Origin of the sequence: Microbacterium sp. NPDC096154 (assembly GCF_040302945.1) — a bacterium.
Lineage (GTDB): Bacteria > Actinomycetota > Actinomycetes > Actinomycetales > Microbacteriaceae > Microbacterium.
This window is the reverse complement of the sequence record NZ_JBEOSM010000007.1, coordinates 166,656-193,352: the sequence shown is the minus strand read 5'-3', so window position 1 is coordinate 193,352 and position 26,697 is coordinate 166,656. Positions and strand designations below refer to the sequence as shown.

18 protein-coding genes and 1 tRNA gene are annotated in these 26,697 nt (G+C 71.6%); 12 read left to right on the top strand and 7 right to left on the bottom strand.

Annotation, left to right across the window (positions count from 1 at the left end; genetic code table 11):
- Positions 1-6: 6 nt before the first annotated feature.
- Positions 7-1,185, top strand: a complete 1,179-nt coding sequence (locus tag ABTW64_RS11480; protein ID WP_350622470.1) for a MarP family serine protease — start codon at positions 7-9, stop codon at positions 1,183-1,185.
- Positions 1,186-1,200: 15 nt separating this feature from the next.
- Here the strand turns inward: ABTW64_RS11480 and ABTW64_RS11475 are convergent, their stop codons facing one another.
- Positions 1,201-1,491 carry a hypothetical protein gene (locus tag ABTW64_RS11475; RefSeq protein ID WP_350622468.1) on the bottom strand — a complete coding sequence of 97 codons (291 nt, stop codon included), beginning with the start codon at positions 1,489-1,491 and terminating at the stop codon, positions 1,201-1,203.
- Positions 1,492-1,496: 5 nt separating this feature from the next.
- Positions 1,497-1,721, bottom strand: a complete 225-nt coding sequence (locus tag ABTW64_RS11470; protein ID WP_350622466.1) for a DUF3107 domain-containing protein — start codon at positions 1,719-1,721, stop codon at positions 1,497-1,499.
- Between the two features lie 155 nt (positions 1,722-1,876).
- Between ABTW64_RS11470 and ABTW64_RS11465 the strand changes: the two genes are divergently transcribed.
- From ABTW64_RS11465 to ABTW64_RS11455, 3 genes are read left to right on the top strand one after another with little or no spacing between them, the layout of a single operon-like run.
- Positions 1,877-2,650: a fructosamine kinase family protein gene (locus tag ABTW64_RS11465; RefSeq protein ID WP_350622464.1), complete on the top strand. Its 774-nt coding sequence runs from the start codon at positions 1,877-1,879 to the stop codon at positions 2,648-2,650.
- A gap of 36 nt (positions 2,651-2,686) precedes the next feature.
- Positions 2,687-5,944, top strand: coding sequence for a PD-(D/E)XK nuclease family protein (locus ABTW64_RS11460; protein ID WP_350622462.1), 3,258 nt, complete (start codon positions 2,687-2,689; stop codon positions 5,942-5,944).
- Positions 5,945-5,984: 40 nt separating this feature from the next.
- Positions 5,985-9,503: an ATP-dependent helicase gene (locus ABTW64_RS11455; protein WP_502892335.1), complete on the top strand. Its 3,519-nt coding sequence runs from the start codon at positions 5,985-5,987 to the stop codon at positions 9,501-9,503.
- On the opposite strand, the gene ABTW64_RS11450 is transcribed toward ABTW64_RS11455, so the two are convergent.
- Entirely contained in the window at positions 9,428-10,750 is a 1,323-nt protein-coding gene (locus ABTW64_RS11450) for a phosphotransferase (RefSeq protein ID WP_350622458.1), read from the bottom strand. The two genes, ABTW64_RS11455 and ABTW64_RS11450, sit on opposite strands and share 76 nt — an antisense overlap.
- Before the next feature lie 250 nt (positions 10,751-11,000).
- On the opposite strand from ABTW64_RS11450, the gene nudC reads away from it, so the two are divergent.
- Together nudC and ABTW64_RS11440 are read left to right on the top strand one after the other, a co-directional pair.
- Positions 11,001-11,915 (top strand): NAD(+) diphosphatase, encoded by a 915-nt coding sequence (nudC, locus tag ABTW64_RS11445; RefSeq protein ID WP_350622456.1) that lies wholly within the window; start codon positions 11,001-11,003, stop codon positions 11,913-11,915.
- Positions 11,912-13,693, top strand: a complete 1,782-nt coding sequence (locus ABTW64_RS11440) for an ATP-dependent helicase (RefSeq protein WP_350622454.1) — start codon at positions 11,912-11,914, stop codon at positions 13,691-13,693. The genes nudC and ABTW64_RS11440 overlap by 4 nt, the downstream gene beginning before the upstream one ends.
- 842 nt (positions 13,694-14,535) lie before the next feature.
- On the opposite strand, the gene ABTW64_RS11435 is transcribed toward ABTW64_RS11440, so the two are convergent.
- Positions 14,536-15,978, bottom strand: a complete 1,443-nt coding sequence (locus tag ABTW64_RS11435; protein ID WP_350622452.1) for a zinc-dependent metalloprotease — start codon at positions 15,976-15,978, stop codon at positions 14,536-14,538.
- A gap of 147 nt (positions 15,979-16,125) precedes the next feature.
- Between ABTW64_RS11435 and ABTW64_RS11430 the strand changes: the two genes are divergently transcribed.
- From ABTW64_RS11430 to ABTW64_RS11420, 3 genes are all read left to right on the top strand, one after another.
- Positions 16,126-17,241, top strand: a complete 1,116-nt coding sequence (locus ABTW64_RS11430; protein ID WP_502892329.1) for a YlbL family protein — start codon at positions 16,126-16,128, stop codon at positions 17,239-17,241.
- A 75-nt stretch (positions 17,242-17,316) separates the two neighbouring features.
- Positions 17,317-20,220, top strand: a complete 2,904-nt coding sequence (locus ABTW64_RS11425; RefSeq protein WP_350622450.1) for a UPF0182 family membrane protein — start codon at positions 17,317-17,319, stop codon at positions 20,218-20,220.
- Between the two features lie 183 nt (positions 20,221-20,403).
- Positions 20,404-20,477, top strand: a tRNA-Met gene (locus tag ABTW64_RS11420).
- Positions 20,478-20,585: 108 nt separating this feature from the next.
- Here ABTW64_RS11420 and ABTW64_RS11415 read toward each other — a convergent pair.
- From ABTW64_RS11415 to dgoD, 3 genes are read right to left on the bottom strand one after another with little or no spacing between them, the layout of a single operon-like run.
- The gene (locus ABTW64_RS11415) at positions 20,586-21,521 is read right to left on the bottom strand and encodes a sugar kinase (protein ID WP_350622448.1); all 936 of its coding nucleotides are present in this window, start codon (positions 21,519-21,521) and stop codon (positions 20,586-20,588) included.
- The gene (locus tag ABTW64_RS11410) at positions 21,518-22,150 is read right to left on the bottom strand and encodes a bifunctional 4-hydroxy-2-oxoglutarate aldolase/2-dehydro-3-deoxy-phosphogluconate aldolase (protein ID WP_350622446.1); all 633 of its coding nucleotides are present in this window, start codon (positions 22,148-22,150) and stop codon (positions 21,518-21,520) included. Before ABTW64_RS11410 ends, ABTW64_RS11415 begins: the two co-directional genes overlap by 4 nt.
- The gene (gene dgoD, locus ABTW64_RS11405) at positions 22,144-23,403 is read right to left on the bottom strand and encodes a galactonate dehydratase (RefSeq protein ID WP_350622444.1); all 1,260 of its coding nucleotides are present in this window, start codon (positions 23,401-23,403) and stop codon (positions 22,144-22,146) included. The genes ABTW64_RS11410 and dgoD overlap by 7 nt, the downstream gene beginning before the upstream one ends.
- On the opposite strand from dgoD, the gene ABTW64_RS11400 reads away from it, so the two are divergent.
- From ABTW64_RS11400 to ABTW64_RS11390, 3 genes are all read left to right on the top strand, one after another.
- Entirely contained in the window at positions 23,402-24,145 is a 744-nt protein-coding gene (locus ABTW64_RS11400; protein WP_350622442.1) for a FadR/GntR family transcriptional regulator, read from the top strand. The genes dgoD and ABTW64_RS11400 overlap by 2 nt on opposite strands.
- 201 nt (positions 24,146-24,346) lie before the next feature.
- Positions 24,347-25,702, top strand: a complete 1,356-nt coding sequence (locus tag ABTW64_RS11395; protein WP_350622440.1) for an ABC transporter substrate-binding protein — start codon at positions 24,347-24,349, stop codon at positions 25,700-25,702.
- A 73-nt stretch (positions 25,703-25,775) separates the two neighbouring features.
- Complete coding sequence (locus ABTW64_RS11390; protein ID WP_350622438.1) at positions 25,776-26,693, top strand: carbohydrate ABC transporter permease; 918 nt, start codon at positions 25,776-25,778, stop codon at positions 26,691-26,693.
- Positions 26,694-26,697 lie beyond the last annotated feature (4 nt).

The window sequence follows — 26,697 nt, the reverse complement described above, 5'->3', positions numbered from 1 at the left end:
GAGCACGTGCCGGTCGCCGACATCCTGATCGCCGTGCTGCTGCTCGCGGCACTCGTCACGGGCCTGCGCGTGGGCCTGTTCTCCGCCGCCGGTGCCCTGTGCGGACTCGTGGCCGGTGGTCTCTTGGCGCCCTGGGCGCTGCCCCTGGTGGCGGAGGCCGTGCCGGATGCCGCGTGGCGTCCGCTCGCCGTGATCGGCGGCGCCATCGGCCTGCTCGCGCTGGGCTCGGCCCTGGGCGCCGTGGTGGGCGGGCTCATCCGGCGCGGAGCCGATCGGCTGCGGCTGAAGGCGCTGGAGCGCCTGCTCGGAGGCGTGCTCGCGCTGGTGGCGGCGGCACTCGCCATCGCGCTGGCCGGTTCCGGGATCGCGGCCGCGGGCATCCCGACGGTGTCGTCCGCGGTCGCATCGTCGAGCATCCTGCGAACGATCGACCGGATCACGCCGCCGCCGGTCGCCGAGGCCATGGCGCGGCTGCACTCGGCCGCGCTCGGCGACACCGTGCTGCCGACGATCGACGGACTGCTCGACGAGGGCGATGCGACGGTCGAGGCGGAGGGCGTCGACCCGGACGATCCCGAGCTGCGTGCCGCCGCCGCCTCGGTGGCCCGGATCAGAGGCGTGGCATACGCGTGCGGGCGCGGCGCGAGCGGCACCGGCTTCGTGGTGGCGGATGACCTCCTCGTCACCAACGCGCACGTGGTGGCCGGAATGGAGAACCCCATCGTGGAGCTGCCCGGAGAGCCCGCGCACGACGGCCGGGTGGTGTACTTCGACCCGATCGACGACCTCGCCGTCGTGGCCGCGGACGTCGACGCCGCCCCGCTGAGCGTGGCGGAGCCGCTCGCGGCGGGCGACGCGGCCGCGGTGCAGGGGTATCCGCACGGCGGCCCCTTCCGGAGCGTCCCGGCGGGCGTGGTGGCGACCGGCTCGGCGCCGATCGAGGACATCTACGCGGAGAGCACGACGCCGCGGGAGGTGTACGCGCTGTCTGCCGACGTGCAGCCCGGCAACTCGGGTGGGCCGCTGCTGACGGGCGACGGCGCGGTGGCCGGTGTCGTGTTCGCGCGAGACGAAGTGCAGGCGGGCGTCGGGTACGCCATGACGACGGGCGAGCTCATGCCGGTGCTCGATGCGCTGTCGGGCGCGCTCGAGCCGGTGCCGACCGGCGCCTGCGTGGGCGGCTGAGCGACGGGTGCGGCGTCAGGCCAGGCCGAGGCGCTCCGCCTCGGCGGCGTCGCGCGCGGCGCGCACGCGCGAGAGCGCGTCGGTGCCGACCCACGCCAGAAGGGTCGAGACGATGAGCGTGACGAGCCAGGTGAGAGCGTTGCCCTCGCCCAGCCCCGACCACGTGCAGATCCCGTAGACGACGGCCGACGCCGCGGCGCCGATCGAGGGCGCCAGTGCTACGCCGCGCACACCGCGGCGGGGCAGCAGGAAGTGCACGGCCACCCCGATCGCGACGGCAGCGACCAGTGCCAGCAGGATGTACATCGGCGTCAGGCGACGAAGCCGACGCGACGGGTCTCCTCGCTGCCCACCTCGACGAACGCGAGGTTCGCGGTCGGCACGATGTAGGAGTTGCCCTTGACGTCGGTGAAGGAGAGGTGGCTCGCGCCCCCGTCCAGAGCGGAAGCGACCGCGGCCTTGACGTCCGCGGCGTTCTCCGACGACTCGAAGCTGAGCTCGCGGCCGGTGTTGGTGATGCCGATGCGGATGTCCACGGGTGACTGCCTTTCGTCGTGCCTGAGGCCCGCAAGCAGAAGAGCAGGCGGGGCTGCCACAACTCTATGGCCCGCGACTGCCGGCGAGGGGCGTCGACACCGCCGGCCGTGAACGCTGACGGCGAACGGGCGGAAGCGCCGGCGAGACTGGAGCCATGCCTGAGACGATCGAGAAGGCCGATCCGCGCGCCCCACAGGGCTTCTTCCCGGCCGAGGCGGCGGGCCTGCGGTGGCTCGGCGAGGTGGATGGCGGCGCGAGGACCGTGCGCGTGCTCGAGGTCGCCGAGGGGCGCATCGTGCTCGAGCGGATCGCGCAGACGCGGCCCTCGGCCGAGGCCGCCCGAGCGTTCGGAGCGGCGCTCGCGCGCACGCACGACGCCGGCGCCTCGGCCTTCGGGGCGCCGCCCGCGGGATGGGCGGGCCCGGGCTTCATCGGGCGGCGGCCGCAGGCGTATGCGCACGAGGAGCGCTGGGGCGCGTTCTACGCGCGCGACCGGGTGCTGCCCTTCGTCGACATCGCCGTAGAGGCGGGCAACCTGACGCCGGAGGAGGCGGACGCGGTGCGCGCGTGCTGCGACGTGGTGTCCTCCGGTCGCTTCGACGACGATGAGGCGCCCGCGCGCATCCACGGCGACCTGTGGGCGGGCAACGTTCTGTTCTCGCCCGGCGGCGTCGTGCTCATAGACCCGGCGGCCCACGGCGGACACCGCGAGACCGACCTCGCCATGCTGGCGCTGTTCGGCGCACCGCACCTGGGCGACATCCTGGACGGGTACCAGCGGGTGCACCCGCTGCGACAGGGGTGGCAAGAGCGGGTGGCCCTGCACCAGCTGCACCCGCTCGCCGTGCACGCCGCCGGCCACGGGCGCTCGTACGGCATCGAGCTGGCGCGCGCTGCGGAGGCGGTGCGGGCTCTGTCCGCGCGCTGAGCCGGGATGTCCGAGGCCGCGATTAGCGTGGAGGGCATGACGTCGACGACTGCGGATGCGCCGGTGTGGGACGCGCGCCAGCGCGCCGTCCTCGAGCTGCCGCCGGAGGCGTCGGGAACCGTCGTGGGCGCGCCGGGGACGGGCAAGACAGCCGTGCTGGTCGAACGCGTGGCTCGGCTCATCGATGGGGGCCTCGCGGCCGACGAGCTCGTGGCGCTCACGCCCACCCGCGTCTCGGCCACGCGCCTGCGCGACGAGCTCGGGGTGCGGGTTCGGGTGGCGACGCCCGGCCCGCTGGCGCGGTCGATCGGCGCGTTCGCATTCCAGGTGGTGCGGGCGGAGGCCGTGCGCCGGGGCACCGAGCCGCCGAAGCTGCTCACCGGAGCGGACCAGGATCGCATCGTCGCCGACATCCTCGCGGGCGATGAGGAGGACGAGCGCGACGGCATGACGCGCTGGCCCGAGCACCTGGGCCCGAGCGTGCGGGCGTCGAAGGGATTCCGTTCCGAGCTGCGCGCGTTCCTCAGCGACCTCACCGAGCTCGGGGTGAAGCCGGCGGAGCTGGCGGCGCTGGGGGTGCCGGCATGGACGGCGGTGGCGGGGTTCATGCGCGACTACCGCGGCGTGCTCGACGGCATGCGGGCTCCGCATCGAGATGTCGCAGAGCTGTACGGCGAGGCCGCCGTCGCGCTCGCCGACGGCGCCGTGATCGCAGGGCTCGAGCGCTTGCGGGTCGTGCTGATCGACGATGCCCAGGAGCTGACGCGCGGCGGCATCGCGGTGGTCGAGGCGCTGCGGGCGCGCGGCATCGCGGTGCTCGCGTTCGGCGACCCGGACATCGGCTCCGGCGCCTTCCGCGGTGTGACGCCGGAGCTGTTCCAGCGCCTCACGATCGCGCTGGGCGAGCGGCACGTGCTCGACGGCGCGCACCGCGCGGTTCCCGCTCTCACGGCCCTGACGCGGACTGTCACGCAGTCCATCGGCGCGGCCGGCGTCGTGGCGCACCGTCGCCCGCCCGCACCGGACGTGGACGGCACCGGCATCGTCGAGACGCTGCACGCGGCGTCGCCGTACGAGGAGATCGACCGGATCGCGTGGACCCTGCGCGACTGGCACCTGCTCCGGGGAACACCGTGGTCCCGCATGGCGGTGATCGCGCACGACACCCGCCAGCTGACGATGCTCGAGGCCGAGCTCGCGGCGCGCGAGGTGCCGACGCGCGCGGCCGGCGTGCAGCGGCCGCTCGGCAGCGAGCCGGTGGTGCACGACATCGTCGAGATCGTGCGTCTCGGCTTGCAGCCGCACGACGAGCGCGACCCCGAGCGGCTCATCGAGGCGCTGCGCTCGCCCTTCGGCGGGCTGGACGGCGTCGGCCTGCGCCGGCTGCGCGCGCACATGCGTCACGCCGAGCTGGCCGAGGGCGGCAACCGCCCGGCGCGCACGCTGCTGCACGACGCTCTCGGTCAGCCCGCCGCTTTCGACCTGATCGACACGCCGGAGGCGCGCGCCGGGCGCCGGCTGGCCGAGACGCTGCGCCTGCTGCACGAGGAAGGCGGTCGCGGCGCGACGATCCACGAGCTGCTCTGGCTCGTCTGGGATCGCGCGCGTACGGGGGACGGGCGCCGGCTGGATCGCGCCTGGCATGAGACGGCTCGGGGCCAGGGGCCGCTGGCCGCCGAGGCGGGTCGCGCGCTCGATGGTCTCGTCGCGCTGTTCGCCGCGGCGAAGCGCGCCGTCGAACGCAACCCCGAGGAGGGGCCGCTGCCGTTCATCCGGGAGATCCTCGACAGCGACGTGCCCGAGGACACCCTCTCTTCGCCCGACCGCGACGGCGCCGTGGTGCTGCTGACGCCCGCGAACGCGCTCGGCGTGGAGTTCGAGGCGGTCGTCATCGCCGGGGTGCAGGACGGCGTGTGGCCCAACGTCCGCCTGCGGGGCGGTCTGCTGGAGTCGTGGCGTCTCGGGGATGTCGTGGCGGCGCATCGCGAGGGCCGCTCGGACATCGTGGCCGCGGGAGTGCTCGACCGGCGCCGCGCGGCGATGCACGACGAGCTGCGCCTGTTCGTGCGGGCGGTCTCGCGCGCGCGTTCGCGACTGCTCGTGACGGCGGTCGACGACGACGCCACGGGCCCCAGTGCGCTGTTCTCGTTCCTGCCCCCGCCGCCGGTCCACGACGACGAGCGCGTGGCCCATCCGCTCACGCTGCGAGGGCTCGTCGCGCGGCACCGGCGCACATTGACGGAGCAGACCGATGACGCCGCGAGGGCCGAGGCCGCCGGACAGCTCAGCATGCTCGCGGCGGCCGAGGTTCCCGGCGCCTCGCCCGACGAATGGTACGGCGTGATCGAGCCGTCCACCGATCGTCCGCTGCGCGACCTCGACGAAGGCCCCGCCCGGGTGTCTCCGTCGCGCCTGGAGGCTTTCGAGGAGTGCGGCCTCGGCTGGGTGATCGACAGCTTGGGCGGCAGCACCGTGACGCCGCCCAGCGCCGGCATCGGCACGATCCTGCACGCGGCGCTCGAGCGCTTCCCCGACGGTGACCTCGACGGTCTGCGCTCCGTCGTCGACGAGCGCTGGTCGGAGCTCGATTTCGAGACGCCGTGGATCGCGGCCAAGGAACGCGCGCGCGCGGACGTCTATGTCGAGCGGCTGCACGCGTACCTGCGCGCCGCGCGCGCCGATGGTGGCGCGCACCTCGCCTCCGAAGCGGAGTTCCGGTTCGCGGTCGACACCTCCGCGGACGACACACCGAACGGCGGGGTGCCGGCCGTGTACGTCGGGGACGACGTCCAGGGGCCGCGGCGCGCGATCGTCAGCGGGGTCATCGATCGGGTCGAGACCTACCCGATCGGAGCCGGTGAGCACGCTCCCGGGCGCGCCCGCGGCTGGACCGCGATGGACTGCGCCGACAGCGGGTCCGCCGAGCACGTCGTGGTCGTCGACCTCAAGAGCGGGCGGTACGAGAAGCCCGGAGACAACGACGTCGTGCAGCACGCACAGCTCGCCGCCTATCAGATCGCGGTGCAGGAAGGACTCGTCGAGGGCGCCCCTGCCGGCGCGCTCGCCGGCGCGCGTCTCGTGATCGTCTCGCAGACGCTCGCCAAGAGCGACTACCGCGTCGCGCACCAGCATCGCCTCACCGACGAGCCGCGCGCCGAGTTCCTGCATCGGGTCGCCGAAGCGGCGCGCGGCATGTCCGCCAGCAGCTTCACGGCGCAGGTCGACGCCCACTGCACCGAGGGGATGTTCGTCAAACCATGCCGCATCCACACGATTCCTTCCGTGAGCGCGTGAGGGGGATCAGCGCATGACCGTGCAGAGCGACGCACCAGAGATGCTGTCGGAGCGCATCGAGACGCCGGCCTGGCACAGCGGCCACGGCATCTTCGCGACCGACATCGCCGCCGCGCTGGGTCTGCCCACGCCGACCGCGGCGCAGCAGCGCGTGATCGAGGCGCCGCCGAGCCCGGCGCTCGTCGTGGCCGGTGCGGGGAGCGGCAAGACCGAGACCATGGCGGGCCGCGTCGTGTGGCTGGTCGCGAACGAGCACGTGCGCCGCGACGAGATCCTGGGTCTGACCTTCACCCGCAAGGCAGCCGGAGAGCTGGCCGAGCGCATCGGCTCGCGTCTCGCCCTGATCGACGAGTTCGGACGCCGGGGTCTGCTTCCGTACCTGCGCGAGATCGTCGGCAGCGGTGCGCTCGACCGGGTCGCCGCGGCCGCCACGCCCACGCAGCGCGACGCGGTGCGCCGTGACGTGCTGGACGGCCTGGCGACGCGGTACGGCACCGGATGGGACCCGCGCGCGCCGCGCACGGTCGACGACCTCATGATCCGGCCGCGAGTGGCGACGTACAACGCGTTCGCCGACTCGATCGTGCGCGAGCACGCCGCGCGGATCGGACGCGACCCCGACGCGGCGATGCTCACGCAGTCCGCGTCGTGGCTGATCGCACGTCACGTCGTGCTCAAGGCCGACATCCCCGGGCTGGAGGACGTCGATCGCGCGCTGAACGGCGTGATCGACGCGGTGCAGCGGCTCGCGGCGGAGGTGCTCGACCACCGCGTCGACCTCGACGAGCTGCAACGCGTGGCCCTCGATCAGGCCGCGGCCTTCGAGCCATACCGCGAGAAAACCGACGTCGACAAGGCGGCGGCGAACCTGCTCGCCATGCCGATCCTGGTCCAGCTCGTGCGTGACTGCATCGCCGAGAAGGAGCGCCGCGGCGTACTGGACTTCGCCGATCAGGTCAACGGCGCCTACGCGATCGTCGAGAGCGCGCCCCAGGTGCGGGAAGACCTGCGCGAGCAGTACCGTGTCGTGCTGCTGGACGAGTACCAGGACACCTCGGTCATCCAGACGCGGTTCCTCGCTGAGCTGTTCCGCGACAGCACGGTCATGGCGGTCGGCGATCCGCACCAGTCGATCTACGGCTGGCGCGGCGCGAGCGCCGACAATCTGTACGCGTTCGACGCGGCCTTCACCAGAGACGTGCCGGCGTCGCACTTCAGCCTCATGACCAGCTGGCGCAACGACGCGCGCATCCTGCGCGCCGCGAACCGCGTGCTGCGTCCGCTGCAGGGGCGCGGGTCGTTCACCGTGCCTGAGCTCGAGCCGCGGCCGGGGGCCGGGGAGGGGCGCGTGGCGTGCCGCTTCGAGCTCACCGTGGATGACGAGGCGGCTGCCGTGGCCGACTGGTTCGCCGACGTGCGCGCGGCCCACACGTCCCCGAAGCCCCACACGGGGGCCATCCTGTTCCGCTCCAAGAAGCACATGCAGACGTTCGCGACGGCGCTGGGCGATCGCGGCATCCCGCACCGCATCCTCGGGCTGGGCGGCCTCCTGTCGACGCCCGAGGTGACCGACGTCGTGTCGGTGCTCCGCGTGCTGCACGACCCGACGGCCGGCTCGGCGCTGATCCGGCTGCTGGTCGGACCGCGGTTCCGCATCGGCGTGGCCGACATGGCCGCGCTGTACGACCTCGCGGCCACCCTGGCCGTGCGCGACGGCGGCCTGACGCCCCTGCCCGACGAGCTGAAGGCGCGGCTGCGCACGTCTGCGGGTGTCGACGAGGCCGTCTCGATCGTCGATGCGCTCGACTTCGTGCGCACGTCGCGAGACGACTATCGCCTGCTCGCGGCTCTCTCGCCCGAAGGGCGGGGGCGGCTGCGGCGCGCCGGCGAGATGCTGGAGCGCCTGCGCCGCGCGGCAGGACAGCCCATCCCGGAGCTGATCCGCCTCATCGAGATCGAACTGCGGCTCGACATCGAGCTGGCCGCCAACGAGACGCGCGGACCCGCGCGCATCGCCTCCACGCAGCTGCGGGCCTTCGTCGACGAGGTGCGCGCGTTCCTCTCGGCCGACGAGCGCGGCACGATCGGCAGCCTGCTGGCATGGCTCGACAAGGCGGAGTCCACCGATGAGCTCATGCCCCGCACGGAGCCGCCCGAACCGGGAGTCGTACAGCTGCTCACGATCCACGGATCCAAGGGGCTGGAATGGGACGCCGTCGCCGTGGTCCGCATGGTGGACGACGAGCTTCCCAGCCGTGTCAGCGACACGTCGGGGTGGTTCGGGTTCGGCGTCGTGCCGTTCTCGCTGCGCGGCGACGCCGCGGCGCTGCCGCGATTCGCGTGGGACCCGGCGAGTGCCATGGCGGCTGCCGGAGAGGACCCGGTCAAGCGGCACAAGGCCGCGCTCGACTCACTCGCCGCAGGCAGAACCAAGGCGTACCCGACCGGCGGCGCCCTCACGCGCTTCAAGGACGCGTACCGCGAGTACCAGCAGGAGGAGGAGCGGCGTCTGGCATACGTCGCGGTGACGCGAGCGCGCAGCGACCTGCTGCTCACCGGCGCACACTGGGCGGGGCAGAAGTCGCCCCGCAAGCCGAGCCCGTATCTGCTCGACCTGATCGACGAGCTGGGCCTCGATGAGATCGGCGAGGTCGACAAGGACGAGAACCCCTACGAGGGCACGGCCCTGACGCAGCAGTGGCCGCTGGATCCGCTGGGACACCGCCGGACCCGCGTCGCCCAGGCGGCGGAGCTCGTGCGGAGGACGCCACCCGCCCACCCGACCCCGCAGGCCGCGCGGCTGCTGGCGGAGCGCGAAGAGCGCGGGCGTGAGCGCGTGCTGAGGGCGCCGACGCGCATCCCGGCCTCCCGCTTCAAGGACTACGTCTCCGACTTCGCGGGAACGGTGTCGGCGATCGACCGCCCGATGCCCGAGCGCCCGTACACGCAGACGCGCATCGGCACGCTGTTCCACCAGTGGGTCGAGCAGCGCTCCGGGACGGCGGGTGCCGGTTCCTCGACAGACGACGCACTCTGGGAGAGCGACGAGGAGCTCTGGGGCGACGAGCCGCAGAACGACGCGTCGCGGGCGGCGACCGAGGTGTCGGCCGAGGACGAGGCGGCGTTGGCTCGCCTGCGCGAGATCTTCCTGCGCAGCGAGTGGGCCCACCTGAAGCCGCTCGAGGTGGAGACCGAGATCGACTTCGCGATGCCCACAGAGCCGGTGCGAGGAGACGGCGGCTCGGAGCCGGAGCACATCGTGATCTGCAAGCTCGATGCCGTCTACGAGCGTGACGGGCGAATCGAGATCGTCGACTGGAAGACGGGCAAGGCGCCGCGCACGGCCGCCGAGCGCGAGCAGCGCATGCTGCAGCTGGCGCTCTACCGGGTGGCGTACCACCGACGGCATGGCGTGCCGCTCGACCGCATCGACGTGGCGCTGTTCTATGTCGCCGACGACCTCGTCATCCGAGACGACCGCGTCTACTCCGAGGAGGAGCTCATCCAGCGCTGGAACGCGGCACGACTCGAGCGATCGGGCACTTCGCCGGGGGACTGACGCGACTCGTCCGCCACGGGAATCGCGTCTGTCTCGTCGTCGGCACCGTGACGACGTCCCAGCCGATCGGCGTCGCCGGTGGCGATGCCTGCGAGCTCGGATCGGTCGATCGGCTGTGTCTCGTGGGCCGCCGACGCCGCACGGGCACGGGATTCGTCGCCCCACGACGAGTCAGGAGCCAGAGCGAGATCGTCCGGGTCGAACGCATCCGTCTGCATCGACGTGTCGACCGCCGGGGCGTTCTGCGCCTTCGGCACGTTGGCCAGCACGGTCAGGGCGTCGTCGATGTCGGTGCGACCCTCGTCGTCGATGTCCGCGAGCAGCACATCGTCGCGCACGCCCTCGGCGAGCGACTCCAGCAGGGCGGCGGCATCGTCAACGACGTCGGTGCGGTGCGCCTCGAGCCCGTGCACGAGCCAGCGCGCGAACTCGAGCTCCGCGTGCAGCCGCGCCCGTACGCGCAGCGCGGCGTCGGGCGCGCGGTGAGCGGCGTCGACATACGCGCCGAAGATGTCCTTGGTGGCGTCAGGCGCCGAAGCGACCCAGCGCAGATCGACGGCGGGGTCGTCGATCGAGAGCCCGTGCCAGTCGAGCAGCCCCGAGACCGCGGGGGCGCCGCGCTCGTCGTCGGTGAACAGGAAAGATGTCGCCTGAGTGCCGCCCAGGCACACCGACGGCTCGAACGCCCACAGGCGGTCGTCGTCGGCCGCGTCGCGCCAGCGCACCGTCAGGCGCACGGGCAGACGCCCGCTTCGAGAGGCGGCGTCGATCACCCGGCGCACGTCCGCACGCGACTGCTCGGGCGTGCGCTCGCGCAAGCCGGCCGACCGCACGACCGAGGGAGGCAGGGCGTGCAGCGCCGCGAGAGCCCGGCCGATCGAGGTGGCGGCGCCCTCGCCGCGAGGCAGCTCGTCGGCATCGATGAGATATCCGGGCACGTACGTCGTGACGATGACCCGCCCGCCGTTCAGGGCCGCGGCGCCGACGTACTCGGGGGCGAGGAACGGCAGCATGCCGCGCACGCCCGGCGTGAGCGCGCGCAGCGCCACCACCTCGGCGGCGACCTCCTGATCGACGCTCTCCTCGTTCGCGACCCGTGCGACGAGCTCCGTCCCGTCGGCGAGCGTGGCCACCGCGGCGTCGAAGCGTCCGCCGCCGCCCGCGGTGAGTCGCCGGACGCCGACCACCTCGGCGTCCGGGACGGCCGCGGTGACGGCCGCCGCTAGAGTGAGGGGAGAGCGTGCCATGCCCCCCAGGGTAGGTCGCGGGCCCCGCCGTTCGCCCCGCGCCACGCCCGCGAAGCGCAGGCCGCGGCGCAGACGACCCGGCACGCGACCGCGCCGGCGCCCAGCGGGTCGCCTGCGGGGCCCGGCCGCGCGTGGGACCACCACAGAGCCGGATCGCCGCACTCGGCCAGCGGACCCGGCTCGATCCCAGCCGCAACCGGATCGTGCACCAACAAACCGACCGGCCGAGGCGCAGACGAGAGGAGTCGCGATGACGACAGGTCGAGCGGCGGGCGTCGCCGCCTCGGACCGAGCGGCCGCCGAACGCGACGTGCCGGACCTTGTGGAGCGCTGCCGCTCCGACGCGCGCACTCGCGTGATCGCGGTGCGTGGCGATGCCGCCGCGCGCGCCACCGGCGAACCCGTGCGCCTGCATGCCTTCTCGCCCGCCGACATCCCGGACGGGGCCGAGTGGGGCTTCCTCGGACGCGCGGACGGCGGTGCCGCCGTGCTGGTGGCCGCGTTCGATCCGGATGGCCCCCCGCCCCTCGATGCGCCCGGGGGCTGGGCGGGGCTGCGGGAGATCGGCGCGGCCCTCGAGCCGGTGGAGGCGGAGACGTTCGTCGGCGCCGTCAGTCTCGGCCGATGGCTCGTGGAGCACCGGTACTGCCCGGCGTGCGGAGGGCTCGCCGTGCTGCGGCAGGGAGGGTGGTCGCGTCAGTGCGTGGCATGCGCCCGAGAGCACTTCCCACGCACCGATCCGGCGGTCATCGTGGCCATCACCGATCCGGCCCGAGAGCGCCTGCTGCTCGGCGCCAACGCGGCATGGGCGGCGCGCACGGGCGGCCGCATGCACTCGTGCTTCGCGGGCTTCGTCGAGGCCGGCGAGTCGCTCGAGACCGCGATCCACCGCGAGATGCTCGAGGAGGCGGGCGTGCGCGTCTCCGACGTGCGGTATCGCGCCTCCCAGCCGTGGCCCTATCCGCGCTCTCTGATGCTCGGCTTCGAGGCGACGGCGGTCGACCCGGCGGAAGCCCGCGCCGACGGCACCGAGATCGTGTCGCTGCGGTGGTTCACGCGCGCCGACATCGCCGAGGCGCTCGGGGGGCGCGGCGAGCTTCTGCTGCCGGGGCCCGCATCCGTCGCGCACCGGCTCATCCGCGAGTGGCACGAGGGGGCCGCGTGAGCGCGCTCGACGGGCTCGACGAGCACCAGCGCGAGGCGGCCACGCGCCTGCGGGGCCCCGTGGTGGTGCTGGCGGGAGCGGGCGCGGGCAAGACCCGCGTCATCACCCACCGGATCGCGCACGGTGTCGACACCGGCGCGTACTCGCCGCAGCGGGTGATGGCCGTGACCTTCACGACCAAGGCGGCGGGCGAGCTGCGCGGGCGGCTGCGCGCCCTCGGGATCGAGGGGGTCTCGGCGAAGACGTTCCACGCCGCGGCGCTGGCGCAGCTGAACTACTTCTGGCCGCAGGTCGCGGGCGATGAGGCGCCCCGGATCGTGGACAACAAGGTCAAGCTGCTGGCGCATGCGGCCGACGCGCTGCGGCTGCGGCCCGACCGTGCGACCCTGCGCGACATCGCGGCGCAGATCGAGTGGCGCAAGGTCACGATGCGCTCGATCGAGCAGTACGGCCGCCTGAACCGGACCATCGGCACGCTGCGGCCCGAGGCGCTGGTCGACCTCATGTCGCAGTACGAGCAGCTGAAGGACGAACGGCGCCAGCTCGACTTCGAGGACGTGCTGCTCGCCTGCGCGGGCATGCTCGAGGCCGAACCTCGCGTGGCCGTGGCCGTGCGGGAGCAGTACCGCCACTTCACGGTGGACGAGTTCCAGGACGTGTCGCCCCTGCAGAACCGCCTGCTCGAGCTGTGGCTGGGCGACCGCCGCGACCTGTGCGTGGTGGGCGACGCCAGCCAGACGATCTACTCGTTCACGGGCGCCGACGCGCGCTACCTGCTCGAGTTCGCGACGCGCTATCCGGATGCGACCGTGGTGCGTCTCGAGCGCAACTACCGATCTGAGCCGGGCGTTCTTGACGTCGCCAACGCGCTGATGCAAGGGCGGCCGGGCGCGCTCACACTCGTCGCCGCGCGCTCTGAGACGACCGCTCCGCGGCCCGACGTCACCGCGTACGCCGACGACCGGGCCGAGGCCGCAGGCGTCGCAGACACCGTCGTGCGCCAGCTCGACAGCGCGACGGCGGATCAGATCGCCGTGCTGTACCGGTCGCATGCGCAGTCGGCCGCGATCCAGCAGGCACTGGCTGAGCGCGGCGTCGCGACGAGCGTGCTGGGCGGCACGAAGTTCTTCGACATGCCCGAGGTGCGCCAGGCGGTGCTGGCGATCCGTGCCGCGGCGGTCGCTCCGCACGGCGACGGCTTCGTCGACGCCGTGCGCACGGCGCTGCGCGGGCTCGGGCATCAGGACGAAGCGCCCGCCGCGGGCGGTGCGCTGCGCGACGCGTGGGAGGCACGCAGCGCCATCCTGCGGCTCGCGGAGCAGGCGCCGGACGGAACGACGCTGCGCTCGTTCGCGGATGACCTGATGGCCCGTGCGAAGGATCAGCACGATCTCGCGATGCGCACGGTCACGCTGTCGACGCTGCACGCGGCCAAGGGCCTGGAATGGCCCCATGTGCATCTGATCGGGTTCTCGGAGGGGCTCCTGCCGATCTCCTACGCGACGACGGCCGAGGGCATCGACGAGGAGCGGCGACTCGCGTACGTGGGCATCACGCGGGCTGCGCGAACCCTGTCGCTGTCGTGGGCCCGGATGCCGGATGCGCAGCGACCCGGGCGAGGGGAGCGGGCGCCTTCGCGCTTCCTCGCCGAGATCGGTCCGCGTCTGCGGCAGCGGGACGGCGCGTCGCCGCGCCGCACAGGCACTCCGGATGCGGGCGGTGGGTCCGCCAGCGGCGGCGGGCGTCCTCGCCCGACCGCACCGACGCGCTCGCGCTGATCAGGCCGCCGACGTCGCGCCGCAGGGGGTCACGGGTGGCGTCTCGCAGCAGCCGCGCCGCCAGGGTTCCGGCCTCCATGGCGCGCGCCCGCGGGACCGCGACCGCCCGCCGTGCCACGAGCTGCGCCACCAGTGCGGGCCACGCCGCGTCGCGATCGCGTTCGTGCGCGGCGACACATGCCAGGCACGCGGTGCGGCCCGGCACCACGACCGGGCCCACCGTCACGCCGCCGCCGTCGAACACGATCGGCAGGTGCGGGGTGTCGTCGGACATGGGCTGGGCGGCCATGTGCGGGGGCAGATGGTGCTGCGCGACGAGCACGACGGCGTCCGCGTCGGTCGTCGCCCACGACTCGGCCCACCGCGTGGCGATGCCTACGGCGTCCAGCGCCTCGGCGATGTCGAAGCCCGTGCCCGCGTCGACGCCGTCGGCGGCGCGCAGGCGGACGCTTCCGACGGCCGCCGCGCCCGTCAGCCGGTCGTCGGTCGATCCGGCGCGTGTGCCGCTCGGCGGCGCCAGCGCGGGCTCGACCCGCGCGAGCAGCAGCGACAGCTCCGCGGCGGGCACGTCCAGCGCCGCCGTCAGCCTCTCCAGCGTCGCCGCGTCGACGCCGCGCTCCAGCGCGGCGAGCACACGCTGCTGCCATGGCGCGGGATCGTGCAGCGTGGCCACGGGGCGCGCGCCGAACTGCAGGGTCGTCTCGTCGCGCCAGAGCGCGGGATGTGCCGGATCGAGCCGCAGGAACGTCATGCGCCCATGGTGCGCGCTGCGCGGGGCGCGCCGGATGCGCTGTCCACAGTCTGGCGCCGTCGACCCCGTCGCGCGCGACTGTGGACGAGCATCACACGGGGCGCGGGCCCTCCGGCGACTCGCCCTCGCCCGACGAATCGCCGCCGGGCTCGCCGCCATCCCCATCGGAGCCGGCCGACGAGCCGCCCTCGGCCTCCGCCAGGAGCCGCTCCAGCGCATCGTCGAGCTCGTCGCGCTGCGGCGCCTCGCCGCGCGCGTTCGCCTCGAGCCGTGCGATGAGGGTCGACGGGTCGTCGATGTCGCCCGCCTCGGGCACGAAGTCGGGGGAGTCCCACAGCGCGTCGCGCGCCTCGACGCCCACCGCGTCGGTCACCGCGCGCCACATCGCCGCGGCCTCTCGCAGGCGTCGCGGTCGCAGCTTCAGGCCCACGAGGGCTCCGAGCGCGTCCTCCGCCGGCCCGCCGACCGCGCGACGGCGGCGGATCGCCTCGGCGATGCGGTCGAGCTGCGGGATGCGACCGGTGGCATCGGCCGTGACGACATCGACCCAGCCCTCGATGAGCGCGAGCATGTTCTCGAGCCGGTCGAGCGCGCGCTTCTGGGCCTCGGTCTGCTGCGGCAGCAGGGCACCGCTCTCGAGCGCCTGGCGCAGCTCGTCGAGGTCGGACGGGTCGAAGCGCGACGCCATCTCCTCGAGCCGCTCGGTGTCGATGTGCACCCCCCGGGCGTACTCGGTGACCTGAGACAGCACGTGCAGGCGCAGCCACTTCGCGTGGCGGAACAGGCGGGCGTGCGCCAGCTCTCGGGCGGCGACGTACAGCGCCAGCTGGTCGTCGGGGATCTCCAGGCCGCGTCCGAGATCCGCGAAGTTCTGCGGCAGGATGGCCGCGGTGCCGGTCGGCAGAACGGGGATGCCGACATCGCCGCCGCTGACCACCTCCAGCGAGAGGCGCCCCACGACCTGGCCCAGCTGCGCCGCGAACAGCGAGCCGCCGAGGCTGCGCATCATCTGCCCCGCGTTCGCGACGAGGCCCTGCATCTCCTCGGGAACCTGCTGACTCAGGCTCTCGGTGAGCGCGTCGGCCATGCTGGTGGCGACGGGCTCGGCCAGCTCCTGCCACACGGCCAGACTCCTCTCGACCCACTCTCCGCGCGTGACGGCACGGGGGGCCTCCGCGAGATCGGAGATGCTCGTGGCCTCCGAGAGCCACAGGTCGGCGAGGTGGAACGCCTGGTCCAGGTCGGCGCGCTGTCCGGCGGTGACGCTCTGGCCATCCTGGTTCGCGATGTGCAGCGCCTGGCGCCTCGTCACATCCCAGTCGATGCCGTCACCGGATGAGCGGAAGGCGCTCTGCAGGTTCTGCATCACCTGCGACAGGGTCGCCGGGTCGATCGGCATGCCCGTGAGCCGGGCCAGCTGCTCGGGGTCCATCCGCGCGAACTGCTCGGGATCGAGCTGGCTGCCCGAGGCGCCGAAGAGCTGTCGCATCAGCTCCTGGAACTCCTCCTCGGGGGAGCGATCGTCATCTGCCACGTCAGCCGCCTTTCAGCCGGTCTCACCGAACGAGAACTACGCTAGTCTCACCCGTCTTCGCCCACCTCGGCCTTCGCCGCAGTCGCCTTACGCCGCCCGCGAACGACGGCGCGAGGCCGATTACCGCGGGGACGCAAGGGAGATCACGTGACGCTGTTCGATGGGTCGGAGCCGACGCGCGAGCGATCCCTGCCGCGCCGCACGCGGGTCGGCATGTGGTCCGTGGCGATCGCTGTGGCCGTGCTCGTGGTGCTGACCTTCCTTCCGTCGGCTTACGTCATCCAGCGGCCCGGCCCGGTGTACGACACGATCGGCAGCGCCGAGTCGGCCGACGGCGAGCAGGTGCCCCTGATCGAGGTCTCCGGTGCCGAGACGTATGAGACCGAGGGAACGCTCGATCTCACGACCGTGCAGGTGATCGGAAACCGAGAGCGCACGCCGTCGTGGTTCGAGCTCGCCGTCGCGTGGCTCGATCCGGCGCGCGCCGTCGTCCCCATCGATGCCGTGTTCCCGCAGGGCGTGACGACGGAGCAGCGCGAGCAGCAGAACACGCTGCTGATGGTCGACTCGCAGGCCGAGGCCACCGCGGCCGCCCTGAGCGAGCTCGGCTACGACGTCGGCGCGGAGGTCGAGGTCGCCGCGCTCGCAGGCGACGACGCGCCGGCGGCAGGACTGATCGAGGCGGGCGACCGCATCCTGTCGGCGAACGGGCGGCCTGTGACGGACGCCGCGCAGCTGCGCGAGCTGATCCAGGAGGGGGACGGCGCGCCGGTCGAGATCGAGTACGAGCGCGACGGACGCCGAGACACCGCCCGCATCACGCCGGAGGCCGGCGAGGTCGAGGGGGAGCGGCAATGGCTGATCGGCATCACGCTGACGACGGCGTTCGACTTCCCCTTCGACGTCAGGATCCAGCTCGACAACGTCGGCGGACCAAGCGCCGGCATGATGTTCGCGCTCGGCATCGTGGACGTGCTGACCCCTGGTGCGATCAACGGCGGCGAGAACGTGGCGGGCACGGGGACGATCTCGGCTGACGGCACGGTCGGGCCGATCGGCGGCATCCGGCAGAAGCTGTACGGTGCCCGCGACGCGGGCGCGGAGTGGTTCCTCGCTCCGACGGACAACTGCAACGAGGTCGTCGGGCACGTGCCCGACGGGCTGCACGTGTTCTCCGTGGCGACACTCGACGACTCGATCGCGGCGCTCGATGCGATCTCATCCGGCGACGTCGCCGACCTGCCCACCTGCACCGCCGGCTGAGGCGCTGCCGGCTGAGGCGCTCCCGGCTGAGGCGCTCCCGGCTGAGGCATAGAAGCCTCTGCCTAGACTGACAGGGTGACCACGACCTCCGCGCCCAGGGCGGCCGCGCCGTCCCCCTTCCGACGCATCGTCACGATCTCGCTCGCGATCATCGCAGCGCTGGTCGTCGCGTTCTTCACGTTCTCGAACCTCTACGCCGAGTTCCTCTGGTTCGCCCAGCTCGGTTTCGAGGGGGTGCTGACCACCCAATGGCTGGCGCGGGTCCTGATGTTCGTGATCGGATTCGTCGGGATGGCGGGCCCCGTGTGGCTGGCGATCTTCCTCGCCTACCGGCTGCGTCCGGTCTACGCGCGTCTGAGCTCGCAGCTGGACCGCTACCAGGAGGTCGTCGAGCCCCTCCGTCGCCTGGCGATGTGGGGCATCCCGGTGTTCTTCGGCTTCTTCGCCGGCTTCGCCGCGTCGGCGCAGTGGGAGACCACCTGGCTGTGGTTCAACGGCGTGGGAACCGGCCAGACCGACCCCGAGTTCGGCCTCGACACCGGCTTCTACATGTTCGCGATGCCCTTCTACCAGGCGCTCGCGGGCTTCGCGTCTGCCGTGGTGCTCATCAGCCTGCTGATGACGGGCCTCGTCGCCTACCTCTACGGCTCGGTGCGCGTCGGCCAGGGCGAGCTGCGGATCTCCAAGCCCGCGCGCATCCAGCTCGCGGTGCTCGCAGGCCTCTACCTGCTGGTGCAGGCCGGCAGCCTGTGGCTCGACCGCTACGTGAACCTCGTGGAGGCGGGCAACCGCATCACCGGTCCGGCATACACCGAGGTCAACGCGGTCATCCCCGGGCAGACCATCCTGGCGGTCGTGGCCGCGCTGGTGGCCGTCCTGTTCTTCGTCACGGCCGTCATCGGCCGCTGGCGCTACCCCCTGATCGCGACCGCGCTGCTGATCGTCACGTCGCTCGTCGTCGGCGTCGGCTACCCGTGGGCGGTCGAGACCTTCCAGGTGCGGCCGAACCAGCGTGAGCTCGAGATGGACTACTACCAGCGCAACGTCGACGGCACGCGTGCCGCGTACGGCATCGACGGCATCGAGAAGACCGAGTTCAACGCCGAGACGGACGCCGAGGCGGGCCAGCTGCGCAACGACGCCGACACGACCGCGTCGCTGCGTCTGATGGACCCCGCGATCATCAGCCCCACCGTGCAGCAGCTGCAGCAGTATCGGCCGTACTACGGCTTCAACCAGCGACTGGACGTCGACCGGTATGAGATCGACGGCGAGACGCAGGACACCGTGGTCGCGGTGCGCGAGCTCAACCTGCAGCAGCTCGACGCGACGGCCCAGACCTGGCAGAACTCGACCATGGTCTACACCCACGGCTATGGCCTCGTCGCCGCGAAGGGCAATGAGCGCACGAACGAGGGCGAGCCGGTCTTCATCGAGAGCGACATCCCGTCGTCGGGCTTCCTGTCGGAGCTCGACTACGAGCCGCGCGTGTACTTCGGCGAGAACTCACCGCCGTACTCCATCGTCGGCGCGCCCGAGGGGACGGATCCGATGGAGCTCGACTACCCGCGCGGTCAGGAGGGCGCGAGCGAGACGCGCACGACCTTCGAGGGCGACGGCGGACCGAGTGTCGGCAACTTCTTCCACAAGCTGCTGTACGCCATGAAGTTCCAGTCGGAGCAGATCCTGTTCTCCGACAACGTCAATCCGGAGTCGCAGATCCTCTATGACCGCGACCCCGCGACGCGCGTGCAGAAGGTGGCGCCGTACCTGACGATCGACAGCGACCCGTACGCGAGCGTCGTGGACGGCCGCATCGTCTGGATCGTCGACGCCTACACGACGAGCTCGACGTACCCGTACTCGACGGGCGTGAGTCTGTCGAGCGCCATCAGCGACTCGACCAACCAGGCGCCGAACCTGCGCATCGACGACATCAACTACATCCGCAACTCGGTCAAGGCCACGGTCGACGCCTACGACGGCAGCGTCACGCTGTACGCGTGGGACGAGGAGGACCCTGTGCTGCAGGCGTGGCAGAAGGTGTACCCGACGACGGTCGAGCCGATCAGCGAGATGTCGGGCGAGCTGATGAGCCACGTGCGCTACCCGACCGACCTGTTCAAGGTGCAGCGGGCGATGCTCGGCACGTACCACGTCGACACCGCCGGCCAGTTCTACCAGCGCGACAACGCGTGGACCACGCCGGCCGACCCGGCGGACGACAGCGTGCTGCAGCCGCCGTACTACCTGTCCATGCGGATGCCGGGCCAGGACGAGGCCACATTCTCGATGTTCACCACCTTCATCCCGGACGGCGGTGACCGCCAGGTGCTCATGGGCTACCTGTCCGTCGACTCGGATGCCGGGAAGGAAGCGGGCGTGAAAGCGGAGGACTACGGCAAGCTGCGGCTGCTGGAGATCTCGGCGGACACGACCGTGCCGGGACCCGGTCAGGTGCAGAACGCGTTCAACACCGACACCGTGATCGCCGACCAGGTGAACGTGCTGCAGCTCGGCAACTCGCAGGTGCGTCTCGGCAACCTGCTGACTCTGCCGGTCGGCGGCGGTCTGCTCTACGCCCAGCCGGTGTACGTGCAGTCGGCGGGCGGCACGAGCTACCCGCTGCTGCGCAAGGTGCTGGTGGCGTTCGGCGATCAGCTGGCGTTCGAGGACACCCTCGCTGAAGCTCTCGACGAGCTGTTCGGCGGCGACTCGGGTGCCCCCACGGGCGACGAGGAGGTCACCCCGGTCGACCCCGGGGAGGAGCCCGAGCAGCCCGCCGAGGGCGAGACGCCGGCAGAGGGAGAGACGCCGCCTCCCGCCGAGGGCGACGAGTACGCCCAGGCGCTGGCCGAGGCGCAGGCGGCGCTGCAGGCCAAGCAGGAGGCACAGGCGGCGGACGACCTGGTGGCGTACGCCGAGGCCGACCAGCGGCTCAACGAGGCCGTGCAGCGCCTGCTGGAGCTGAGCGAGTAACGCCGCCGGCGCCGCGAGGCCCACGACGCGAGGCGAGGAGGATCCGGCCGGATCCTCCTCGCCTCGCCGCTTTGTCCTCGGGCGGACGCTGGCGATGCGGTGCCCACGACGCGCCCGGGATGCATGAAAGCGGCGCCCCGATTGGCCAGCGTTCAGATCCCGTGCTAGTGTTATCTCTTGTGCCGCGGGGTGGAGCAGCTCGGTAGCTCGCTGGGCTCATAACCCAGAGGTCGCAGGTTCAAATCCTGTCCCCGCAACAAAGAAGGCCCGGAATCCTTACGGATTCCGGGCCTTTTCCTTTGCCTCGGGAGCGCGATCTCGGTTCTGGACTCCGGCCGGGGGCCCGCAGGATCCTGCGGGCCGCGTCAGCGGACGGCGTCGCTCGTCGCGCCGAGCCGGTCCAGCTCGGCGCGAGTAGGCGCTTGTTCCCAATCGCCGACTCCGGCGACGGCAAGTGCGCCGCACAGTGCGCCGCGCCGCAGGCGCTCGGCCGTCTCCAGGCCGTCGAGCAGCCCCGACAGGTAACCGGCCGTGAACGCGTCTCCGGCCCCGATGCTGTTGACCTCGTCGACGGGGTAGGCCGGACACGACGTGACGGCCTCCCCGTCGTAGTGATCGGCGCCGCTTCGGCCGCGTTTGACGATCACCTCGCGGGAGCCCCCGTCCAGCAGGTCGGCCAGGCGCGCGGCTTCGTCCCGGCCGTCGGCGACGAGATCGAGCTCGTCCTCGGACGCGATGATGACATCGGCCTGACGAGCAAGCGGCGCGAGCGCGGCGCTGGCCACGCCACGGTCCCAGAGCTTGGCGCGGTAGTTGACGTCGAAGGAGACGAGGGCTCCCGCACGCCGTGCCTCGTCGATTCCCGCCTGGGTCGCGGCCAGCGCCGAGGAGGACAGAGCCGGAGTCACGCCTGTCAGGTGCCAGACGCGTGCCGTCCCGCCTGCATCGCTGACATCGGCCGGCGCGATGCGCGAACCGGCGGAACCACGCCGGTGGTAGGTCACGACGGGCGGCAGCGCAGGCGGCATGTCGACCAGCATGAGTCCCGTGGGGGCGTCCGCGTCTAGACGAACGCGGCTGACGTCGACGGCCTCGGCGCGCAGCGTCCGCTGCACGAGGTCGCCTGCCGGGTCCTTCCCCAGGGCGCCGATCCAGCGGACGTCGTGACCGAGGCGGGCGAGCCCGATGGCGACGTTCATCTCGGCGCCCGCGGGGGAGGCGGACAGCGGATCGCCGAGGCCCAGACGCCCGTGCGTCCGGATCGCGATCAGCGCCTCGCCGAACGTGACGACGTCGGTCATCGCGCCTCCGCGACCATGCGCTGGAATGCCGTGGCACGTTCGGCGATGACCGCAGGGTCCACGGGGTCGCTCGCGCGCCCGGTGAGCGGGGATCCGACGCCCAGGGCGAGGGCTCCGCGCGCCAGGTAGTCGCGCCCCATCTCCAGCGTCACGCCGCCCACGGGGATGAGGGGGATGTGGGGGAGGGGAGCGCGCAGCGCGGAGAAGTACGCGGGCCCCCCGAGCTCGGCGGGGAAGAGCTTGACGGCTGAGGCGCCCGCGCCATGGGCGGCGAGGATCTCGGTCGGCGTGAGGGCTCCCGCGAGCACCGGGATGTCGAGTCGCACCGAGGCGTCGATCGACTCCGTGACGGCGGGCGTCACCATGAACTCCGCGCCGGCGTCGCGCGCTGAGGCGACGTCCGAGGCGGTCAGCACCGTGCCCGCGCCGATGAGCCCGGGGGCGAACTCTCGCAACTCCGCGATCACATCGAGGGCGCCGGGCGTCGTCAGCGAGACCTCGAGCACGGTGCACCCCGCCTCGAGCAGTGCACGCCCGATCGCGGCAGCGTCCTCCTGCCGCTCGCTGCGGATGATGGGCATCAGCCGCTCCGCGCGCAGGCGGGCCAGCAGCTCCGTTGTCGTCACCATTCGGCGAACCCTCCGTCCTTGTGGCGCCAGATCGGACCACGCCATGCGTGGCCGCGCGCCGCGGCTTCGCGGACGGCCGCCTCATCGATCTCGATGCCCAGTCCCGGCGCGGTCAAGCGCTCGATGTAGCCGGAGTGGAAGTCGAAGACGGACGTGTCGGCGAGGTAGTCCAGCACCTCGCCGTCCTCGTTGTAATGGATGCCGATGCTCTGCTCCTGGATGAAGTAGTTCGGCACGGCGAACCCGATCTGCAGGCTGGACGCCAGCGCGATCGGTCCGAGCGGGCAATGAGGCGCGAGCTGCACGTCGTAGATCTCCGCGAGGCTCGCGATCCGGTGCACTTCCGAGATGCCGCCGGCATGCGAGAGGTCCGGTTGGGCGATGGCGATGCCGGCCTGGAGAGCGGGCAGGAACTCGTGTCGTCCGAACAGCCGCTCACCCGTGGCGATCGGCACCGACGTGCTCTCGGTGATCCGGCGCAGCAGGTGGCTGTTCTCGGGCGTCGTCGGCTCCTCCACGAACATCGGACGCAGCGGCTCGATCGCGGGGATGATGCGCCGCGCGTCGGGGAGGCTGATTCGCCCGTGGAAGTCGACGCCGACGTCGCCGGTGTCGCCGAGCACGTCTCGCGCGGCCGCCACCCGGGCCACGATGGCGTCGATCTCGCGGTTGTTGGAGATCCGGTCGAAGCGACCGCTGGCGTTCATCTTGACGGCCGTCAGACCCTGCTCGAGCCGTGCCGAGATGGCATCCGCGACCTCGGCGGGCTCGTCGCCGCCGACCCACCCGTACATCCGGATGCGGTCGCGCACCGGCCCTCCCAGCAGCACGTGCACGGGCAGGCCCGCGTGCTTCCCGGCGATGTCCCAGAGTGCCTGGTCGAGTCCCGCGACGGCGCTGGAGAGGATCGGTCCTCCGCGGTAGAAGGACCCCTTCGTCATGACCTGCCAGTGATCCTGGATGCGCAGCGGGTCGGCTCCGAGGAGGATCTCGCTCAGCTGCTCGACCGCGGTGCGTACGGTCTCGGCGCGACCTTCGACGACGGGCTCGCCCCAGCCCACCACGCCGGTGTCGGTCTCGACGCGCACGAAGAGCCACCGCGGTGGCACAAGGAACGTCTCGATTCGCGCTATCTGCATGGGGTCCCTTCTTGGGGCGGGTCCACCGATCTTTTCGACCGTGGAGAAGTATTGCTGCGTGCAGACTATAACGTATGTCTTTTGACGAATCCGAGCTTGGTAACGTTCCCTCATGACCACGCAGGATGCATCGGCCATCGTTTCGCTGGCGGGACAGCACTCCCGCGCCCTCGACGAGCTGGGGAGACTGATCTGCTCGGGCGAGCTCGGCCCGGGCTCGAGCCTCACCCTCGAGACGATCGAAGAGAGGTGCGGGATCTCCCGTTCGGTCGCGCGGGAGACGGTGCGTGTCCTGGAGTCGATGCGGCTCGTGGCCTCCCGCCGTCGGATCGGCGTGCTCGTGCTGCCCGACACCGAGTGGAATCTCTACGATCCCCAGGTGATCCGGTGGCGGCTCGGCTCTCCGGATCGCGCCGAGCAGCTGGCCTCGCTCGTGGAGTTGCGGGCGGCGATAGAGCCCGAGGCTGCTCGGCTTGCGGCGTCGCGCGCCAGTTCGGAGGAGATCAGCGAACTGATCGCCCTCTCTGGGCAGCTGTGGGCGGCAGGCGAGCAGAACGACCACGAGCGCTTTCTCGCGCTTGACGTCGAGTTCCATGCGCGCATCCTCGGTCTTTCCGGGAATGCGATGTTCTCCCGCCTGTCGGGGCTGATCGGCCAGGTGCTGGTGAGTCGCACGGAGCACGGCCTCGTGCCGGAGAGGCCGGCGAGCGAGGCTCTGCAGCTGCATGCGGATGTGGCGGGCGCGATTCAGCGACGCGATCCGGATCGCGCCTACGCCATCATGCGGTCGATTCTCGTGGCGGCCCTCGACGAGATCGACGTCCTCTCCGTGGATGCGCCGTCCGTCGAAGCGTGAGCACCGGCGGCGTAAAAGGCATACGTTCTACTTCGAGAGTGTGATAACGTCGCCGCAACGCCGTGGCCATCAGGAGTCAGAACTCAGCCGGCCCTTCCCTGAGGGCCCGCCGCTCGCCGAAGAGCACGAGGGTGCGGCGCACCCCAGTCGCCGGGTCCGCACACGCCATCGCGGAGGCCGGATCTCCAAAGGAGGACAGAAATGACCGCAGTGCAACGTCGCCGTGGGGTCGCCATCGGCGCGCTCGTCGTGTCGTCGGCCATCGTGCTGGCCGGATGCTCGACGCCGTCGGCCCCGGAAGCGGGCGAGGCGGAGACCGTGACGCAGGAGCAGATCGACGAGGCGCTCAGCACGCCCACGACGATCGACTTCTGGTCGTGGGTGCCCGACATCCAGAACCAGATCGACATGTTCGAGGAGCTCCACCCGGAGATCACGGTGAAGCTGTCGAACCAGGGCGGCGCGACCGCGCAGTATCAGAAGCTGCGCGCCGCGGTGAAGTCCGGTGACGTCCCGGATGTCGTGCAGATCGAGTACTCCTTCCTTCCGTCCTTCACCATCACCAACAGCGTGCTGGACCTGACGCCGTACGGCGGGGCCGATCTCGCCGACCAGTTCGTGGACAGCGCCTGGGGCATGGTGGCAGCGAACGACGCCGTATGGGGCCTGCCCCAGGACCTCGGTCCCACCGGGCAGCTCTACCGCACCGACATCTTCGCGGAGGCCGGCGTCGAGGTGCCCGCCACGTGGGACGAGTACGCGGAGGCCGCGGCGGCGATCAAGGAGAAGACCGGCTCGTACATCTCGGACCTGCCGGGCAACAGCTTCTCGCCGATCCTGGCCCTGCTGTGGCAGGCGGGTGCTCGCCCGTTCGCCTTCGACGGGGACAAGACCGTCACCATCGACCTCGACTCCGATGAGGTGACGAAGGTCGTGGGCTATTGGGACGACCTCATCCAGCGCGACCTCGTCGACACCGCTCCGCAGCTGGACGACAACTGGTACCAGAGCATCGCGAGCGGGAAGTACGCCAGCTGGCTCGCCGCCGCCTGGGGCCCCGTCTTCCTGCAAGGCACCGCGGCCGACACGAGCGGACTGTGGCAGGCGACGCCGATGCCGCAGTGGGACGAGTCGGCTCCGGCCTCGGGCAACCAGGGCGGCTCGGCGATCTCCGTCACCGCCGATTCGGATGCGAAGATCGTGGCCGCCGAGTTCGTGAAGTTCCTCACGACGAACAGCGAGTCGACGCAGAGTCTCGCCACCGAGCAGTTCATCTTCCCGTCTCTGGTCGAGACGCTGAACTCGCCGGAGGTGCGCGACCAGGAGATGGAGTTCTACGCGGGTCAGAAGGTGAACGCCGTCTTCGCCGACGTGTCCGAGACCGTCTCGGCCGACTGGCAGTGGCTGCCGTACAACGACTACGCCAGCTCGAGCTTCAAGGAGACGCTGGGCGCCGCCATCACCGAGAAGGGCGACCTGCTGGCCGCGCTGGAGGAATGGGAGAGCGAGCTCGTCTCGTACGGCGAGTCGCAGGGCTTCACGGTCGTCACCGAATGACGCCGACGGGGGTGGGCCCTCAGGGCCCACCCCCGTTGCCGTGTTCTCTCTCACACGTAGAAAGGCGATACCGATGAGCACGACGGCTCTCGGACGGAAGACCTGGGGCGATACGCGCCGCAAGCACATCGCGGCGTATCTCTTCATCGCGCCGTTCATGATCCTCTTCGTCACGATGCTGCTGATGCCGCTGTTCTATGCGGGCTATCTCAGCCTGTTCCGGGTGCAGCTCGTCGGGGGCGACTCGTTCGTCTGGTTCGAGAACTATGCGCGAGCGCTGAGCGACGAGCGCTTCATCGGCGGCGTGCTGCGGATGTGCCTGTTCCTCGTGATCCAGGTGCCCATCATGCTGGTCCTGGCGCTGATCTTCGCGCTCGCGCTCGACTCCACGCGCGTGAGAGGCGGCAGGTTCGCTCGCCTGGCGATCTTCGTCCCGTACGCCGTGCCGGGTGTGGTGGCCACGCTGATGTGGGGCTACCTCTACGGCGACAACTTCGGACCGATCGCCCAGGTCATGCGAGCCATCGGGCTCGGCTCGCCTCAGCTGCTGTCCCCGGACAACATCCTCGGGTCGATCATCAACATCGTCACGTGGCAGTTCGTCGGCTACAACATGGTGATCATGTACTCGGCGATGCGCGCCATCCCCGCCGAGCAGTACGAGGCCGCGCGCATCGACGGCGCGGGTCAGTTCCGCATCGCCTGGAGCATCAAGATCCCCGCCATCCGCTCGGCGATCGTGCTCTGCTCGATCTTCTCGGTCATCGGCGCGTTCCAGCTGTTCAGCGAGCCGAAGCTGCTGTACGAGATCGCCCCGAACGCCATCGGCTCGTCGTTCTCGCCCAACCTCTACGCCTACAACCTGGCCTTCACCAACCAGGACGTGAACTACGCGGCCGCCGTCGCCTTCCTGCTGGGGTTCATCATCATGATCGTCTCGTACGTGTTCCAGCTGTCGGCAGCACGTCGGGAGAAGGGAGCACGGTCGTGACCGT